The sequence below is a fragment of the Polaromonas sp. genome, from assembly GCF_018780625.1.
GTDB lineage: Bacteria > Pseudomonadota > Gammaproteobacteria > Burkholderiales > Burkholderiaceae_C > Polaromonas.
The window spans coordinates 1-16,420 of record NZ_JADMJK010000246.1 but is presented as its reverse complement, the minus strand read 5'-3'; the positions used below and the strand labels follow the sequence as shown (position 1 = coordinate 16,420).

General features: G+C 59.2%; 19 protein-coding genes and 1 other RNA gene. 17 read left to right on the top strand and 3 right to left on the bottom strand.

The window, feature by feature from the left end; all coding sequences use genetic code 11:
- Positions 1 to 6: 6 nt before the first annotated feature.
- The 9 genes from IV091_RS17515 to soxB all read left to right on the top strand — a co-directional run bounded on the left by IV091_RS17515 (position 7) and on the right by soxB (position 7,494).
- A complete protein-coding gene (locus tag IV091_RS17515; protein ID WP_366807020.1) occupies positions 7 to 291 on the top strand; it encodes a hypothetical protein in 285 nt (94 codons plus the stop codon).
- Between the two features lie 91 nt (positions 292 to 382).
- Positions 383 to 721, top strand: coding sequence for a metalloregulator ArsR/SmtB family transcription factor (locus tag IV091_RS17510; RefSeq protein WP_293470611.1), 339 nt, complete (start codon positions 383 to 385; stop codon positions 719 to 721).
- 29 nt (positions 722 to 750) lie between these two features.
- A complete protein-coding gene (gene soxC, locus IV091_RS17505) occupies positions 751 to 2,118 on the top strand; it encodes a sulfite dehydrogenase (RefSeq protein WP_293470609.1) in 1,368 nt (455 codons plus the stop codon).
- Complete coding sequence (locus tag IV091_RS17500) at positions 2,102 to 3,256, top strand: c-type cytochrome (RefSeq protein WP_293470607.1); 1,155 nt, start codon at positions 2,102 to 2,104, stop codon at positions 3,254 to 3,256. The genes soxC and IV091_RS17500 overlap by 17 nt, the downstream gene beginning before the upstream one ends.
- Positions 3,257 to 3,328: 72 nt before the next feature.
- Positions 3,329 to 3,784: a thiosulfate oxidation carrier protein SoxY gene (gene soxY, locus IV091_RS17495; RefSeq protein ID WP_293470605.1), complete on the top strand. Its 456-nt coding sequence runs from the start codon at positions 3,329 to 3,331 to the stop codon at positions 3,782 to 3,784.
- A gap of 50 nt (positions 3,785 to 3,834) precedes the next feature.
- Complete coding sequence (gene soxZ / locus IV091_RS17490; protein WP_293470603.1) at positions 3,835 to 4,146, top strand: thiosulfate oxidation carrier complex protein SoxZ; 312 nt, start codon at positions 3,835 to 3,837, stop codon at positions 4,144 to 4,146.
- A gap of 121 nt (positions 4,147 to 4,267) precedes the next feature.
- Positions 4,268 to 5,026, top strand: a complete 759-nt coding sequence (soxA, locus tag IV091_RS17485) for a sulfur oxidation c-type cytochrome SoxA (RefSeq protein WP_293470626.1) — start codon at positions 4,268 to 4,270, stop codon at positions 5,024 to 5,026.
- A gap of 17 nt (positions 5,027 to 5,043) precedes the next feature.
- Positions 5,044 to 5,697, top strand: coding sequence for a sulfur oxidation c-type cytochrome SoxX (gene soxX, locus IV091_RS17480; RefSeq protein WP_293470601.1), 654 nt, complete (start codon positions 5,044 to 5,046; stop codon positions 5,695 to 5,697).
- A gap of 63 nt (positions 5,698 to 5,760) precedes the next feature.
- On the top strand, positions 5,761 to 7,494 hold the full coding sequence (gene soxB, locus IV091_RS17475; protein WP_293470600.1) for a thiosulfohydrolase SoxB: 1,734 nt from the start codon (positions 5,761 to 5,763) through the stop codon (positions 7,492 to 7,494).
- Between the two features lie 228 nt (positions 7,495 to 7,722).
- Here the strand turns inward: soxB and ffs are convergent.
- An RNA gene (gene ffs, locus IV091_RS17470) (signal recognition particle sRNA small type) lies at positions 7,723 to 7,819 on the bottom strand.
- 104 nt (positions 7,820 to 7,923) lie between these two features.
- Here ffs and dnaX point away from each other — a divergent pair.
- From dnaX to IV091_RS17440, 6 genes are all read left to right on the top strand, one after another.
- Positions 7,924 to 9,687 carry a DNA polymerase III subunit gamma/tau gene (dnaX, locus tag IV091_RS17465; protein WP_293470598.1) on the top strand — a complete coding sequence of 588 codons (1,764 nt, stop codon included), beginning with the start codon at positions 7,924 to 7,926 and terminating at the stop codon, positions 9,685 to 9,687.
- 51 nt (positions 9,688 to 9,738) lie between these two features.
- On the top strand, positions 9,739 to 10,071 hold the full coding sequence (locus tag IV091_RS17460; RefSeq protein WP_293470596.1) for a YbaB/EbfC family nucleoid-associated protein: 333 nt from the start codon (positions 9,739 to 9,741) through the stop codon (positions 10,069 to 10,071).
- A gap of 85 nt (positions 10,072 to 10,156) precedes the next feature.
- Entirely contained in the window at positions 10,157 to 10,783 is a 627-nt protein-coding gene (recR, locus tag IV091_RS17455) for a recombination mediator RecR (protein WP_293470594.1), read from the top strand.
- Between the two features lie 66 nt (positions 10,784 to 10,849).
- Positions 10,850 to 11,263, top strand: coding sequence for an MAPEG family protein (locus IV091_RS17450; protein WP_293470592.1), 414 nt, complete (start codon positions 10,850 to 10,852; stop codon positions 11,261 to 11,263).
- A gap of 130 nt (positions 11,264 to 11,393) precedes the next feature.
- A complete protein-coding gene (locus IV091_RS17445; protein ID WP_293470590.1) occupies positions 11,394 to 12,443 on the top strand; it encodes an ABC transporter substrate-binding protein in 1,050 nt (349 codons plus the stop codon).
- 146 nt (positions 12,444 to 12,589) lie between these two features.
- Positions 12,590 to 12,742 (top strand): DUF3096 domain-containing protein, encoded by a 153-nt coding sequence (locus tag IV091_RS17440; RefSeq protein WP_293470588.1) that lies wholly within the window; start codon positions 12,590 to 12,592, stop codon positions 12,740 to 12,742.
- A 21-nt stretch (positions 12,743 to 12,763) separates the two neighbouring features.
- Here the strand turns inward: IV091_RS17440 and IV091_RS17435 are convergent, their stop codons facing one another.
- Together IV091_RS17435 and gloB are read right to left on the bottom strand one after the other, a co-directional pair.
- On the bottom strand, positions 12,764 to 14,185 hold the full coding sequence (locus IV091_RS17435; protein WP_293470624.1) for a transglycosylase SLT domain-containing protein: 1,422 nt from the start codon (positions 14,183 to 14,185) through the stop codon (positions 12,764 to 12,766).
- A gap of 119 nt (positions 14,186 to 14,304) precedes the next feature.
- Positions 14,305 to 15,075: a hydroxyacylglutathione hydrolase gene (gene gloB, locus IV091_RS17430; RefSeq protein ID WP_293470586.1), complete on the bottom strand. Its 771-nt coding sequence runs from the start codon at positions 15,073 to 15,075 to the stop codon at positions 14,305 to 14,307.
- A 12-nt stretch (positions 15,076 to 15,087) separates the two neighbouring features.
- Here gloB and IV091_RS17425 point away from each other — a divergent pair, with 12 nt between their 5' ends.
- Positions 15,088 to 15,918: a methyltransferase domain-containing protein gene (locus tag IV091_RS17425; protein ID WP_293470584.1), complete on the top strand. Its 831-nt coding sequence runs from the start codon at positions 15,088 to 15,090 to the stop codon at positions 15,916 to 15,918.
- 60 nt (positions 15,919 to 15,978) lie between these two features.
- The coding region (rnhA, locus tag IV091_RS17420) for a ribonuclease HI (protein ID WP_293470582.1) at positions 15,979 to 16,420 on the top strand (442 nt) is incomplete at its 3' end.

Here is a 16,420-nt window from a genome sequence, read left to right as displayed (position 1 = left end):
CTTTCCCTGGGCGCCAACGCCGCAATGGCCCAGGGGCCGGCCATCTTTCAGGGGGCTGACCTCAAGCTTGGCGAAAAGCTGATCTCGGACAACCGTTGCACCGCTTGCCACCAGCAAAAAGCAGGGGGCGACGGTTCGGCAATGTACAAGCCTGCCGGTCGTGTCAACACACCCGGCGCGCTGCGCGGCATGGTCGAGCAGTGCAATACCGAACTGACCCTGAGCCTGTTCCCCGAGGAAGTGACGGCGATTGCAGCCGTGCTCAACCGCGACCACTACCGGTTTAAATAATGCGGCTTGGGCCGCGAAATTAGCGTAATCCCTAGTTGGTAGATTTTGCATATCGTTTATATTCGTACATCTGAATATGCAAACCTAAGAAATGAAAGATAAAGTTGCTCATGTCTCGTCGCTGCAGGTGTTTGAGCGGGCCGCTGAATTGTTCGGTTTGCTGTCAACGCCAGTGCGCTTGCGCATCGTCAGCGCGCTGTGCATGGGCGAAAAGAACGTCGGTGAACTGCGCAGCCTGATTGATGTGGCGCAGCCCAACATCTCGCAGCATCTGACCATGCTGTACCGGTCGGGGGTGGTGGCCAAGCGGCGTAGCGGGGCACAAGTTTTTTACCGCATTGACGATGAATTTTCGGGGCTGGTCTGCCGGGCGGTTTGTTCCCAGGTAGCAGCCCAAGCGCAAAACGCAAATGGTTTGGGTAGTGATTAATGATGGATCCACATATCAAAGGAGACTCTGTGAAGCAAGAAGACCTGGGTTCAGGGCGCATTCTCAAGGCGCCTGAGAACTTTTTAAGCCGCGAAGGCATCAAGACCGTGTTTGCAGAGGCCAAGAATGGCCGACGCAGCTTTATCCGCAGCGCCTTTGCTGCCGCGGTAGCGGGCGCTGCGGTGCCTGCCGCGCTGGCGCAGGGTAATCCTGTGCCGTCTGAGGGCGGCGATCCCAATATCCTGAACCTGCCCGAGCACACCAAGGGATTGGGCCAGGGGGTTGCTGCCGAGGGGAGTTACGGCAAGCCTTCGAAATTCGAGGCCAATGTACAGCGCCGCCAAAGCCCGGGCCTGACGCAAACCACGCAAGCGTCCGTGTCCTTTGCGCCGCTGCAGTCCTTGTTTGGCATCGTCACGCCGAGCGGCCTGCACTTTGAGCGCCACCACCAGGGCTGGTGGGACATCGATCCATCCAAGCATCGCTTGATGATCAACGGCATGGTGAAGAACCCCAAGGTCTTGACCATGGATGAGATCATGCGCCTGCCTTCCGTGTCGCGCTTTCACTTCATCGAGTGCGGTGCCAATACAGCGGCCGAGTGGGGCAATGTGGCCGTTCCTACCTGCCAATACACCCACGGCATGATTTCCTGCAGCGAGTTCACCGGCGTGCCGCTGATCACCTTGCTCGAACTGGCAGGAGCTGACCTGAAAAACGGCAAGTTCGTGCTGGCAGAGGGGGCAGATGGCTCGTCCATGACCCGCACCATCCCGATGAGCCTGATTACCTCGGGCGAAGTGATTGTGGCCTACGGCCAGAACGGTGAAATGCTGCGCCCTGAAAACGGCTATCCGCTGCGGCTGATTGTTCCGGGCGTGCAGGGCGTGAGCTGGGTCAAGTATCTGCGCCGCCTGGAAGTGGGCGACAAGCCCTATGCCACCAAGGACGAGGCGATTCACTACATCGACCTGCAGCCTGATGGCTTGCATCGCCAATACACCAACTTGCAGGAATGCAAAAGCGTCGTGACCACGCCTTCGGGTGGCCAAGTGCTGCTTGACAAGGGTTTCTACAACATCACGGGCTTGGCCTGGTCGGGCAAGGGCAAGGTCAAGAAGGTGGATGTGTCCGTGGATGGCGGCCGCAACTGGCGCCAGGCCCGGCTTGAATCGCCGGTGCTGTCCAAGGCGCTGACCCGCTTCAATATCGACTGGGTCTGGGATGGAAAGCCCGCCTTGATCCAGAGCCGCGCGACGGATGACACCGGCTACGTGCAGCCCACCTACAAGCAACTGCGGGCGGTACGGGGTACGCGCTCTATCTACCATAACAACGCGATTCAGTCGTGGCTGGTCCAGGAAAACGGCGAGGTGAAAAATGTTCAGCTTTCGTAATGTAGTGATCGCGTCCGCGGTATTGGCTGTCACGGGCCTGGCGGCCGCGCAGACCGCTGCGCAGTTTCCGGGTGTGGGCCGAAATGCCACCCCCAAGGAAGTGGCTGCCTGGGACATCGACGTGCGGCCTGACTTCAAGGGTCTGCCTGCCGGCTCCGGGACCGTGGCCAAGGGCCAGGACGTGTGGGAAGGTAAATGCGCCAGTTGCCACGGCGTCTTTGGCGAATCGAACGAGGTTTTCAGCCCCCTGGTTGGAGGCACCTCGGCCGATGACGTGAAGACCGGACGTGTGGCCAAATTGACGGATCCCACCGGCGGGCGCACCACGCTCATGAAGCTGGCAACGGTTTCCACGCTGTGGGACTACATCAACCGCGCCATGCCGTGGACCCAGCCCAAGTCGCTAAGCACCGAAGAGGTGTATTCAGTGACTGCCTTCCTGCTGAACCTGGGCGGCGTGGTGCCGGAGAACTTCACGCTGTCGGACAAGAACATCGCAGAGGTGCAGGCCCGCATGCCCAACCGCAATGGCATGACGACCCAGCACGCGATGTGGCCAGGCAACGAGTTCAAGGGTACCAAGGTGCCGGACGTAAAAAATACGGCCTGCATGAAAGACTGCGCGCCCGAGCCCAAGGTCGCTTCGTTCCTGCCGGATTTTGCACGCAATGCCCACGGCAACCTGGCAGAGCAAAACAGGCCGGTTGGCGCGCAGCGCGGTGCAGATACGACCCAGCCGGAAGGCAAGCTTCCTGGTGCATCCGGTAAATCTGGCGCTGCGGCACCTGCTGCCGCTGCTGCTGCAGTTGTAGCCCAGGCGCCCGCCGCGCCCAAGGTGGCGGATGCTCCCAAGGTGGCGGATGCCCCCAAGGCAGCAGGTGGCGTGGACGGCAAGGCGGCCATGGCGCTGACGCAAAAGTACAGCTGCACGGCTTGTCATGCCATGGACAAGAAAACCATCGGCCCAAGCTTTGCTGATATCGCCAAGAAATACCCCGGCAAGACGGACTATCTGGTCGGCAAGATCAAGGCCGGCGGCGCGGGTATCTGGGGCGCCATTCCAATGCCGGCCCAGTCCCTGGGGGACGCCGACGCCAAGGTGATTGCAGCTTGGCTGGCAGGCGGTGCTGCAAAATAATAGTCAGGGATTACACCACTGACATTCGTTCATAATTTCATTATTATTCAGTTAATTATCAGGAGAATTTTCATGCAATCTCGCAGACAAGCACTCAAAAAAACCGCCTTGGTAGCCGGCCTTCTGGCGTCTACGGGCATGTTCCCACAGTTCGCCTTCGCCTATAGCAAGGACGCCTTCGAAGCCAAGAGCGTTGCCGATGTACTCAAGGCCCTGGGCAAGGGTGCCCCGGCCGAAAGCAAGGATGTCACTATTACCGGGCCGGACATTGCAGAAAACGGTGCCGTGGTGCCGCTGGGCGTCAGCACCACATTGCCTGGCGTCAAGCAATTGCTGGTCCTGGTCGAAAAGAATCCGGCCGCGCTGATCGCCTTGTTCAACGTGACCGACAGTGTTGATCCTGCATTTTCCATTCGCGCCAAGATGGGCCAGTCTTCCGACGTCTATGCGGTCGCCATCATGAACGATGGCAAGGCCTTCTTCGCCAAGAAGGAAGTCAAGGTCACGCTTGGCGGCTGCGGCGGTTAAGCGTTCATTTCACAACAGACTCAATTTAATTTCAGATTCAGGAGCTAAAAATGGCAGATCCGATGCGCATTCGCGCCCAAGCAGCTGGTGACAAAACAACCGTCCGCGTCTTGATGGCGCATGAAATGGAAAGCGGGCAGCGCAAGGACGCTGCGGGCAAGATCGTTCCGGCCTGGTTCATCCAGGAAGTTACCGCCACCCACAACGGCAAACCGGTGCTGACCGCCGAGTGGGGCCCAGCCGTGTCCAAGAACCCTTTTCTGCAGTTTGTGGTCAAGGGTGCCAAGGCTGGTGACAAGATTGCCGTGACATGGAAAGACACCAAGGGTGAAACCCGTAGCGACGAAGCCACGGTGTCCTGAGCGACTTCGATGCGCCAACAGGGGGAGTGAGAACTTTCCCCTTTTTTCCTGACCAAAATACAAGCACGAGGTGACCATGAAGACTAAAAACGCACTGGCCTGGATCGCGTTGGGCTGTCTGATGAGTACGGCGGGCTGGGCTCAAAAATCGGCAGTTCAGTCGATTGAAGAGTACCGCGCTATGCTCCAGGACGGCAATCCCGCTGAGCTGTTCGAAGCCAAGGGGGAGGGCCTCTGGAAACAAAAGCGGGGCCCCAAGAACGCATCGCTCGAACAGTGTGACCTGGGCAAGGGTCCGGGTGTCTTCAAGGGTGCTTTTGTAGAACTACCCCGTTATTTTGCTGACACCAAGCGTGTGCAGGATCTGGAGTCGCGCTTGCTGACCTGCATGGAAACGTTGCAGGGGTTCAATGCCGCCGAGATCGCCAAGACACCCTTTGGCAAGGGCGAGCAGAACAACATGACAGCGCTGGCCACCTGGATTGCGGCCGAGTCCAAAGACATGAAGTTCAATCTGCCCCAGACTCACGGGCAGGAAAAAACGTTCTATGAAGTAGGCAAGCGCCTGTTCTTCCAGCGCGCTGGCTCTCATGATTTCTCCTGTGCGTCGTGCCATGGCCAGGACGACACCCGTATCCGGCTGCAGGATCTGCCCAACCTGACCAAGAATCCTGGCGATGGCGTTGGTTTCGCCGCTTGGCCGGCCTACCGGGTGTCCAATGGCCAGATGTGGGGCATGCAGCAACGTTTGAATGACTGCTACCGCCAGCAGCGCTTTCCGTACCCGGGGTTCGCCAGCGATGCCACCGTTGCGCTGGGCGTCTACCTCGGTGTCAACAGCAAGGGTTCGGCGTCCGTCGCGCCTGCCATCAAGCGCTAAGCAACTGGAGAAATGCGATGAAAAAGCAACACAAGATCACATTGTCCGTGCTGGCTGCTGCAGCCGTGGTAGCCGGCTGCGCCACCGCGCCGGGTTCAGCCGATATCGATAAATTGACTGCAGATATTGTCAAGGCATCCTTCCGCGACCAGGGCATCGTCAAGGCGTCTGTCCTCGATACCGATGAGACCAATAAGGTCTGTAGCGCGGCAGATGTCGCTGGCAAGCCCCTGGATGAAAAAATGGGCAAGGTCATTGAGGCGGCCAATCTGAAGACCGTGAAATGGCCTGCCAACGGCAAGTTCCTCGGTGACTGGAAAGAGGGCGAAAAGCTTGCGCAAAGCGGTCGCGGCCTCACCTGGACGGACGATGCGAAAACGCCCAACGGTGGCAACTGCTACAACTGCCATCAGATCAGCAAGGAAGAAATTTCCTTCGGTACCATCGGCCCAAGCCTCTACAACTACGGCAAGATCAGGGGCGTTGTTGATCCCTCCAGCGCCGCTGCAAAGCCGATGGTGGAATACACTTGGGGCAAGATCTGGAACTCCAAGGCCTATAACGCCTGCTCCAACATGCCGCGCGCTGGCCATATGGGTATATTGAACGAGGCCCAGGTGGCGGACATTGTGGCGCTGCTGCTGGACCCCAAATCGCCCGTCAACCGGTAATGCGCCCAGACCCGGCCCTTGTCCGGGTTTTTTTGTTCACATTAATTAAGTGGATGCGAATTTATGAATTTAACTAAACGCGAATTCTTTCAGGTGCTGGGCGCAGGCACCATGGCCGGCATGGGCCTGGGTGCCTACGCTGATGCGGATGCCGCCACGGCCTCCAATGGTCTCTATGACATTCCCAAGTTCGGCAATGTGTCCTTTTTGCACATGACCGATTGCCACGCGCAGCTCAAGCCGATTTACTTTCGCGAGCCCAGCATCAATATCGGGCTTGGATCCATGAAAGGCCAGTTGCCGCATTTGGTGGGCGAGCATTTGCTCAAGGTGGCCAAGGTGCGTCCCGGCACGGCTGAGGCGCACGCGCTGAGTTATCTGGACTACGAAAAAGCGGCCAAGCGCTACGGCAAAGTGGGTGGTTTTGCGCACCTGGCGACGCTGGTCAAGCGCATGAAGGCCAGCCGCCCCGGTGCGTTGCTGCTCGACGGTGGCGACACCTGGCAGGGTTCGGGTACGGCGCTCTGGACCAACGGCCAGGACATGGTGGACGCCTGCAAGCTGCTGGGCGTCGATGTGATGACGGGCCACTGGGAATTCACCCTGGGCATGGAACGTGTCAAGGAAATCATTGAAAAAGATTTCAAAGGCAAGGTCGATTTTGTCGCCCAGAACGTCAAGACCAACGACTTTGGCGATCCGGTTTTCAAGCCCTATGTGATCCGCGAAATCAACGGCGTGCCATGCGCCATCATTGGCCAGGCTTTTCCCTACACGCCGATCGCCAACCCACGCTACATGGTGGCGGACTGGGCCTTTGGCATCCAGGACGAAAACATGCAGAAGATGGTCGACGAGGCGCGCGGCAAGGGCGCGCAGGTCGTCGTCGTGCTCAGCCATAACGGCATGGATGTGGACCTGAAGATGGCCAGTCGCGTCAGCGGCATTGACGCCATCATGGGCGGCCACACGCACGACGGCATGCCCGTGGCCAGCATCATCAGCAACAAGGGCGGCAAGACCATCGTCACCAACGCGGGCTCCAACAGTAAATTTTTGGCGGTGCTGGACTTCGACGTCAAAGACAAGCGGGTTGTGGATTTTCGTTACAAGCTGTTGCCGGTGTTTGCCAACATGCTGCCGGCCGACCAGGAAATGGACGCGCTCATCACCAAGGTCCGCGGTCCCTACGAAGCCAAGCTGGCTGAAAAGCTGGCCATCACCGAAGGCACGCTGTACCGCCGCGGCAACTTCAACGGCACCGGCGACCAGTTGCTGGTGGACGCGCTGATGGACGTTCAGGGTGCTGAAATTGCTTTTTCCCCTGGTTTTCGGTGGGGCACGACGCTGCTGCCGGGGCAGGCGATCACGCGTGAATGGCTGATGGATATGACGGCCACCACTTATTCATACGCCACCGTCACAGAAATGACGGGTGAAACCATCAAGACCGTGCTTGAAGACGTGTGCGACAACCTGTTCAACCCCGACCCTTACTACCAGCAGGGTGGCGATATGGTGCGTGTGGGCGGATTGCAGTACAGCTGCAATCCGTCGGGCACCATGGGCCGGCGGATTGACGACATGCGCCTTAACGGCCAGCCCATCGAGGCGGGCAAAAAATACAAGGTCGCAGGCTGGGCGCCCGTGGCAGAGGAAGCCAAGACTGCGGGCAACCCGCTGGTGTGGGACGTCGTGGAAACCTGGCTCAAGTCCAGGGGCGGCAAGGTCGCCCCGCGCAAGCTCAACACGCCCAAGCTGGCAGGCGTCAAGCCCAATCAGGGTTACGCGGGTTAAGACGGGCAAGGCAGCAACGCTGCCTTGAGAGGGGGTGTGCGCTGCTTGCGGCGCACACCCCCTCTCACGTCTGCAAAAGCGCACATTTCAGTCTCTGGAAATAAAAAAGCCGGGCGATTCAATCGTCCGGCCGCGTCGCCGTTTCCGGCAAATTCAGGGGTTTTATGTGGCCAGCTGCTCCAGTAGGGCTGGCAAAAACGTGAGATGAAATACGTTTTTTTGAAATTAGTTGACGGACCTTGACCCCGGCACTGGCTCCGCAGTTAGGGCTGCTTGGTTCCCCATCTGACCCGGTTGGCCGCTTCACCATGCGGGAAGGCCCGTCACCTCGTATTATAGCGGCGTTGGCCATCACCATGGCTCCAGCAAGGGACATCATTGGTATTTCGGAGCGTAAAAGTTGCAGCCCGGCCAATTTAGAATGTAGCGATGTCCTATCTAGTTCTTGCCCGCAAATATCGCCCCCGAAATTTCTCTGAAATGGTCGGTCAGTCGCATGTGGTGCAGGCACTCAGCAATGCGCTGACGACCCAGCGCCTGCACCATGCCTATTTGTTTACAGGTACCCGCGGCGTCGGCAAGACCTCCGTCTCACGCATCCTGGCCAAATCACTCAATTGCACGGGCAGCGACGGGCAGGGCGGTATCACCGCCGAGCCTTGCGGTGTTTGCCAGGCCTGCACTGATATTGATAGCGGCCGCTTTGTGGACTACACCGAGCTGGATGCAGCGTCCAACCGGGGTGTTGATGAAATAGCGCAATTGCTGGAGCAGGCGGTCTACAAGCCGGTGGTGGGCCGCTTCAAGGTGTTCATGATTGACGAGGTGCACATGCTCACGAACACGGCATTCAACGCCATGCTCAAGACGCTTGAAGAGCCGCCGGAATACCTGAAATTTGTGCTGGCCACGACAGACCCTCAAAAAGTGCCCGCAACGGTGTTGTCGCGCTGCCTGCAGTTCAACCTGCGGCCCATGGCGCCCGAGACGGTACTTGAGCACTTGACCCAAGTGCTGGTGGCTGAAAACATACCCGCTGAAACGCAAGCCTTGCGCCTGCTGGCGCGCGCGGCGCGCGGTTCCTTGCGCGACGCCTTGTCGCTGACCGATCAGGCCATTTCCTTTGGCTCGGGCCAGCTTCTGGAGGCCAGCGTGCGGACCATGCTGGGCAGCGTGGACCGCACCTACGTATTCCGGCTGCTGGACGCGCTGGCACGCGGTGATGGCCGTACGGTGGTCGAGACCTCCGAAGCCCTTCGCCTGAACGGCCTGAGTGCTGCATCAACGCTGGAAGACATGACCACGGTGCTGCAACGCATGGCGGTGCTGCAGGCGGTTCCCGATATGGCGGTTGAAGACAACGCCGATCCGGAAATTGCCGAAACGGCGCGGCTGGCGCAGAGCCTGCCCGCCGATGAAACCCAATTGCTTTACAGCCTGTGCCTGCATGGCCGTGGCGAATTGGGCCTGGCGCCCGATGAATATGCGGCGCTCACCATGATTTTGCTGCGCCTGCTGGCATTCAAGCCATCGGGGGCGGGGGCTTCTGGCATGCAGCGGCCTGCGATGCGAACGGCTGCGCCGGGGAGCGCCGCCGAGCCTGAAAAAAAGCCACCACTTGAGCGGCCGGCCCTGCGCCCGGCCGTGGAAAAGGCGCCAGCGACAAGTGAGGGAAATGTATCCAATGCGGCTTTAGCCCAGGTGGTCAAAGCTTCTGTAAATATTGATTCAGAATCGCCTCTGGCAACTTCGTCTGTGCCCGTTACTGCGCAAGCCCCTGCGGCGAGCTTTGCGCTGGGCGAGACCTGGAGTGATACGGTAAACCAGTTGATCGCGTCCGAAGCGGTTGCCGCACTGACACGCGAGCTGGCCTTGCAATCCGAGTTGCACAGCCAGGCGGGTGGGGTGTGGACCTTGCGCGTTGAGCGCGAGTCACTGAGCCAGCCCGCAGCCCGCGAGAAGTTGCAGGCCGCCTTGCAGCAGGTGCTGGGTGATGCCGCTTTAAAACTGGTGGTCGACATTGGCCCGGTGACCGACACGCCCGCGAAACGCAATGCCGCGGTGCTGGCCGAGCGCCAGCGCGTTGCCGAAGAGGCGATTCACAACAATCCGTATGTGCAGGACATGATCCGGAACTGGGGCGCAAAAATTGTCCCGGGCAGTATCAAGCCTCTTGCTGCTGGGCCGATATGATGGCGAGCAGTTTCTGTATTCAGAAAAAATCCAAACTCAAAGGAAAAAGTTATGTTTAACAAAGGACAACTTGCAGGCCTCATGAAGCAGGCGCAGGCGATGCAGGAAAACCTCAAAAAAGCGCAGGACGATCTGGCTTTTGTCGAAGTGACCGCAGAAGCCGGTGCCGGCCTTGTCAAAGTGACGATGACCTGCAAGCACGATGTCAAGCGCATCGAAATCGATCCGAGCCTGCTGACCGAAGACAAAGACATGCTTGAAGACCTGGTGGCAGCGGCGTTCAATGCCGCCGTGCGCAAGGCCGAAGAAGTCAGCCAGGAAAAAATGGGCAAGCTGACGTCAGGCATGCCGGCGCTGCCTGGCGGCATGAAGTTCCCCTTCTGATGGCTTTTGGCGTTTTGCGCATGCTGGTTGCCCGCAAAGGGCTGCGGCTTCTCCAGGGGTTTGAACAAGCCTGCTGCGCGCGCTAATGGCAGCCTCCAACGCTGTTGAGGGCTTGATCCAGGCGCTGCGCAAGCTGCCGGGCGTGGGACTGAAGTCTGCCGCGCGCATGGCCTTTCATCTGATGCAGCACGACAAGCCCGCAGCCCTGCAGATTGCGCGGGCATTGGAGCATGCGGTGCACAGTGTCCGGCACTGCTCGCTGTGCAATACCCTGACGGAATCGTTGGTGTGTGCGACTTGCGCCGACCCGCAGCGAGACCGCAGCACCTTGTGCGTGGTCGAAACCCCGGCCGATCAGGCGGCGCTGGAACGCACCCGGGCCTACCGGGGGCTCTATTTTGTACTGATGGGCAAGCTCAGCCCGCTCGATGGTGTCGGTCCGAATGACATTGGCCTTCAAAAGCTGTTTGATCGGGTGGTGCCCAAGGATGAGGACGGCCAGCCTTTGCCGACGGCCTCGCGTGAGGTGAAGGAAGTCATCCTGGCGACCAATTTCACCGCAGAAGGCGAGGCCACGGCGCATGTGATTGCCCAGGCCCTGAAGAGCCGGGGCGTACAGGTGACGCGTTTGGCGCGCGGCGTGCCCGTGGGCAGCGAGCTTGAATATGTCGATTTGGGCACGATTGCCCACGCGCTGGTTGACAGGCGTTGACCGCAACGTCGACTGTCTGCTCGCCTGGCGCGCCAAAAACACGCACAACTATAAAAAGGATTCATCATGACCTTTCCACACTTCACCGTCGCTTACTGGTGTGTCCTGGTCGCGGCCTTGCTGCCCATGTTATGCGCCGGGATTGCGAAGTCCGGCATGTTGCGCACACCGCCGCGCGAGGGCGGCTTTGACAACAACAACCCGCGCGCCTGGCTGGCGCAGCAGCGGGATTGGCGCGCCCGGGCCAATGCGGCCCAGGCCAACACGTTTGAGGCGCTACCGTTTTTCTTTGCCGCCGTGATCATTGCCCATCAGTTACAGGCAGCGCAAGCCCGGCTGGATATTTTTGCCATCCTGTTTGTGTTTCTACGTATGGCCTACGTGATCATGTACCTGGCCGATCTGGCCAAAGCCCGTTCGGCGATCTGGGCCCTGGCGCTGCTGGTGAACATCGGCATTCTTTTTTCAGGCTATCGGTAAGGTAGTGCTCGGAAAGCGGGCAGTTATTGACTGCCGGCCGTCCTTTGGTGAAAACCCGCACGGGATGACCCCGATGCGGGTTTTTTTTCATCCCGGTAAGCTCATGTGATTAAAGAAAACAGGTCCTCGCATGAACCGCCACCCCCTTGTTTCGCGCCGATTTTTTGCAGCCAGTGCTGCATTGGCCGCAGCGACGCTGGCCTTTCCCGCCCTGCGTGCGCAGTCCCGGATCGAGAAGTCAAAAATTGCCATTGCGGTAGGTGGCAAGGCGGCCTTTTTTTACCTGCCGCTCACCATTTCCGAGCAGTTGGACTACTTTAAGGCCGAGGGCCTGGAGGTTGAAATCATCGACTTTGAAGGGGATGCGCGCGCCTCGCAGGCGGTGGTCGGTGGGGCTTCCAACGTCTGCTCGGGTGCGTTCGAGCAGACCATCAGCCTGCAGTCCCGGAACCAGATGTTCCAGTCGTTCGTGTCTCAAGGCCGGACACCGCAGATTGCGTTCGGCGTCTCCAGTAAAAGCATGCCTGATTACAAATCCATCGCCGATCTGAGAGGCAAGAAAATTGGTGTGTCCACCCCTGGATCGTCCAGCAGCATGATGGCCAGTCTGGTGCTGGCCCAGGGTGGCTTGAAAGCCAGCGAGGTGAGTTTTATTGCGGTGGGCGCGTCTGCAGGTGCGCTGGCAGCGATTCGTTCCGGCCAGGTTGACGCGATAAGCCACACGGATCCGGTCATGACCATGCTGGAACAAAAAGGGGATGTCAAGGTCATCAGCGACACCCGCACGCTCAAGGGTACGACGGAGGTTTTTGGAGGACCGATGCCGGCGTCCTGCCTTTATGCGTCGGTCGAATTCATCCAGAAGAACCCCCATACTTGCCAGGCATTGGCCAATGCCATTGTTCGCGGCCTCAAGTGGCTGCAGACTGCCGGGCCCGGAGACATCACCAAGACCATACCGGAGAGTTATCTGCTCGGTGACCGCGCCCTGTATCTTGCGTCGTTCTACAAGGTGCGTGAGTCGATCTCGCTTGACGGGGTCATGCCCGACGAGGCCGCTCGTACAGCCCTGAAAGTACTCGCCCGTTTGGATGCCGGTATCCGGGTCGACAAAATTGACCTTGATAAAACCTATACCAATGAGTTTGCAAGCCGGGCAAAAGAGCGCTTCAAGGCCTGAACAGCCGCGTACCTGCTTGCTGCTGTCCTGTCGTCCTACAGCAGTCCTTCATGCGCTTGCGTAAAGTCAAACATCTGCTTTCCGTTGGTAGCTTTCCTCTGTGAGGGAGGCGGCGGCGAGTTGGCCAGCAAACTTTAGGAAAAATCTTGAATCTCTCAAACAGCCTTAGCCCACTCATTTCCCTGATTGCGGGAATTCTCATTTTGGTGATTCCCCGCCTGCTGAACTATATCGTCGCGATCTACCTGATCATCATCGGCCTGATTGGTTTGTTCGGCTCCGGTTCACTTCGGCTGTAAATCAGGATTCTCCCGAGGCGCTCAGCGGCGCTTTTTCGATTTGACGATCTCCCGGCTGCTGCTGCGCTTGACCGCCTTGACGTTGCTGCGGCCTGGATGACTTGCAGGCGCTGCAGCACGATTAAGCGGCAAGAACACCACGACCTGGTGTCCCAGCTTGAAAGCTGCTGACATTCCAACATCGTTCCATTCGGCGACGCTGGAAGGCAGCAAGCCATAGCGTTTTGCAATGCTGGCGACAGACTCACCCTTGCGCGCCTTGACTGTCGTGCGCCGCGTCAGGATTTCCGGTGCCAGGGAAACCTGGCCGTTGTCCGCGACATGGCTGGTCACGTCGCTCTCCGATTGGGCTGAGCGCGGCACCAGGAGCGTGGAGCCTGCCTTGATCAGCATACGAGGAGGTATGTTGTTGACGTCACGCAGGTCAGCTTCGCTCATGCCCGTGCGTTTGGCGGCTTCAGCAGGGTTCATGGTCCCTGGCGCGGTCCAGGCAGTCCAGCTGGCATATTGCCCCCGGGTATACGCATCAAAATTGCGCTGAAACAAGGCCGCGTTGTCCCAGGGCAGCAAAATTTGAGGTGTGCCCGCTGCCAAAATGACGGGACGGTGGGCGGACGGGTTCAGCGCCTTGAAGTCGGCAATTGCCACATTGGCAAGCTTGGCGGCCAAGGCCACATCGATATCACGCGAAAGCCGCACTTGCTGAAAGTAGGGGTGGTTTTCAATCAATGGCAATTCAGCGTTGAATACTTGCGGGTTGGCGACAATATTTTTCACCGCTTGCAGCTTGGGCACGTAAAGCCTGGTTTCAGCCGGCATGTTGAGGTCTTCATAGCGTGTGCCCAAACCGGCTTTCTGGTTCCTGGCGATGGCGCGGCCCACACTGCCTTCCCCCCAGTTATAGGCCGCCAGCGCCAGGTGCCAGTCGCCAAACATGCCGTAGAGTTTTTGCAGGTAGTCGAGCGCTGCGCGGGTAGACGCCAGCACGTCCCGGCGGTCGTCGCGGAAAACGTTTTGCTTCAGGTCGAAATATTTGCCGGTGGCTGGCATGAACTGCCACATGCCCGCGGCTTTGGCGCTGGACACCGCCTGGGGGTTGAAGGCGCTCTCGATAAAGGGCAGCAGGGCCAACTCAGTTGGCATCTGGCGCATTTCAAGCTCCTCAACAACGTGAAAGAGATATTTGCTGGAGCGCTCGGTCATGCGCTGAATGTATTCCGGCCGTGTCGAATACCACTGCTCGCGATCCGTCACCAACTCGTTTTGCAAGTCGGGCATGGCAAAGCCGCGGCGAATGCGGTCCCAAAGCTCTTTTGGCGGCTCGGTCGACGCTATTTTTTGCGAACCCGCCCTGCTCTGCGTGATGGCTTGCAGCGGCCCATGGGGGGTTGGCGGCTTGGTATTTGCGTCTGATCCGGTCATCAGAACCGGATCACCCGGCATGCCGAGTGGGGTGGCGCAGCCGGTCAGCCCCGCCACTGCAAAGAAGAGCGCCAGTAAAGCAAGACGGGATTTGAAGGCCGCGATGGCGCCGAAGAGGGCTGCGTTTCGGTAGTGAGGTGTCATTTGAATTGGTTTTTCCACTGCCGGATGGCGGCAAATACAGACGTCTCGTCATGGGCTGCGGCATCAAAGCGGCAAGCCGCCGCAATGATTGCAGCTTGCCGAGTACGCAAAAAAGGGTTGATCAGCAGCTCCTGGGCGATGGAGGTCGGCAGCGTTGGCTGGCCCGCCTCGCGCAAGTGCGCGCAGTGCGCCTGGTAAGCCACCAGGTCGGCATTGCCGGGCTCCACGGCCAGCGCAAAACGCAGGTTGCCTAGCGTGTACTCGTGGGTGCAGCATACCTGCGTGTCGCCAGGCAGGGCGGCAAGCGTATCGAGTGAGGCCAGCATTTGCGCCGGTGTACCTTCAAACAAGCGACCGCAGCCGCCTGAGAAAAGAGTGTCACCGCAAAAAAGTAGCGGCTTCCCGTTGACGTCGGGCGTGTAGAACGCAATATGACCCGAGGTGTGGCCCGGCACGTCCAGCACCTGAAACGCCAGGTCCAGCACGTTCACGGTGTCGCCGCCCTGCAGCGGGGTGAAAGGGGCTGGAATGCGCTCGGTGGCCGGACCAAAAACCCTGGCGCCCGTGGCTTGGCGCAGCGCATCGACGCCCCCTGTGTGGTCTGCATGATGGTGGGTGACTAGAATCGATGTCAGCACTAGCGCATGCTGCGTCAGTGCTCGCAGCACAGGCTCGGCATCGCCTGGGTCCACAACCAGAGCGCGCTGGCCGTCATGCAATAACCAGAGGTAATTGTCGGCAAAAGCGGGAATGGGAATCAAATACATGAAGTGGTTTCGATGAGCTCGCAAATTATAGGGTTGACCGATTGGCTGAAGACGCCACCAGGCGCGTACTTGATGCGCTGGGAACGTGCGCGTTTTGCCGAGGCCGTGGGCAATATATTTGGCTACCATGCCTTGCAGCTGGGCTTGCCTGAACTCGATGCACTGGAGGCCAACCGCATGCCTCACAAGTGGCTTGCCTTGGCATCTTCACCACTCGGGGCGGCGCAGTCCTTTTTGTCAGAGTCAAAGAACAGTGCGACTGGCACGCTCGCCATAAGTTCCCCTCGTGCTGCGTTGGTGACCGATTCGGGGGCGCTACCCTTTCCCGAAAGCAGCCTTGACCTCGTGGTGTTGCCGCACACACTGGAGTTGGGTGGCGACCCGCATGCCACCTTGCGCGAGGTCGCGCGCGTACTGGTTCCCGAAGGGCGAGTCGTCATCAGCGGTCTTAACCCCACCAGCCTGTGGGGGCTGCGACAGCGTCGTGGCCATGTTTTTCAGCGCTGGGGTTGCGAGGATCTGTTTTTACCCAGGACGGGTGAATTTATCGGTTACTGGCGTCTTCGGGACTGGCTGAGGCTGCTCAATTTTGAGGTAGAGTCTGGGCGCTTTGGTTGCTACCGTCCGGCATTGGTCAGCCAGCAGTGGCTGGATCGTTTCGCATGGATGGACTCTGCCGGCGAACGCTGGTGGCCGATTTTTGGCGCTGTCTATTTTTTGGTGGCCGTCAAGCGCGTGCGCGGGGTCCGTTTGCTGGAGCCCGGCTGGAAGGCGCACAAAGCCACTGCAGCGGCACCCGCCGCTGCCGCCAATAAAGAGTCTGCAACCCGCAACCGGCGTTAACGCCAAGTTTGCACACAGCAGGCCCATGCCTGATATTTTTCTGAAATCAACAAGCAACGCATGAACGATTCAACGCCGCATACAAGTCCACAAAAAGTGGTGATCTACACCGATGGCGCCTGCAAAGGCAACCCCGGGCCGGGTGGCTGGGGCGCGCTGCTGACATCGGGCGATACCGTGAAGGAGTTGTTTGGCGGCGAGATGGGAACCACCAACAACCGCATGGAAATGACGGCCGTCATTGAGGCGCTGGCCGCGCTCAAGCGACCCTGCTGCGTCACGCTGTATCTGGACAGCGAATACGTGCGCAAAGGAATCACCGAGTGGATCCACGGCTGGAAAGTCCGGGGCTGGCGCACCGCCGCCAAGACGCCCGTAAAAAATGTCGACTTGTGGCAGCGCCTGGATGCGCTGATCACCTTGAGCGGCCATGACGTGCGCTGGCACTGGGTCAAGGGGCATGCGGGCGATCCGGGTAACGAGCGCGCCGATGCGCTGGCCA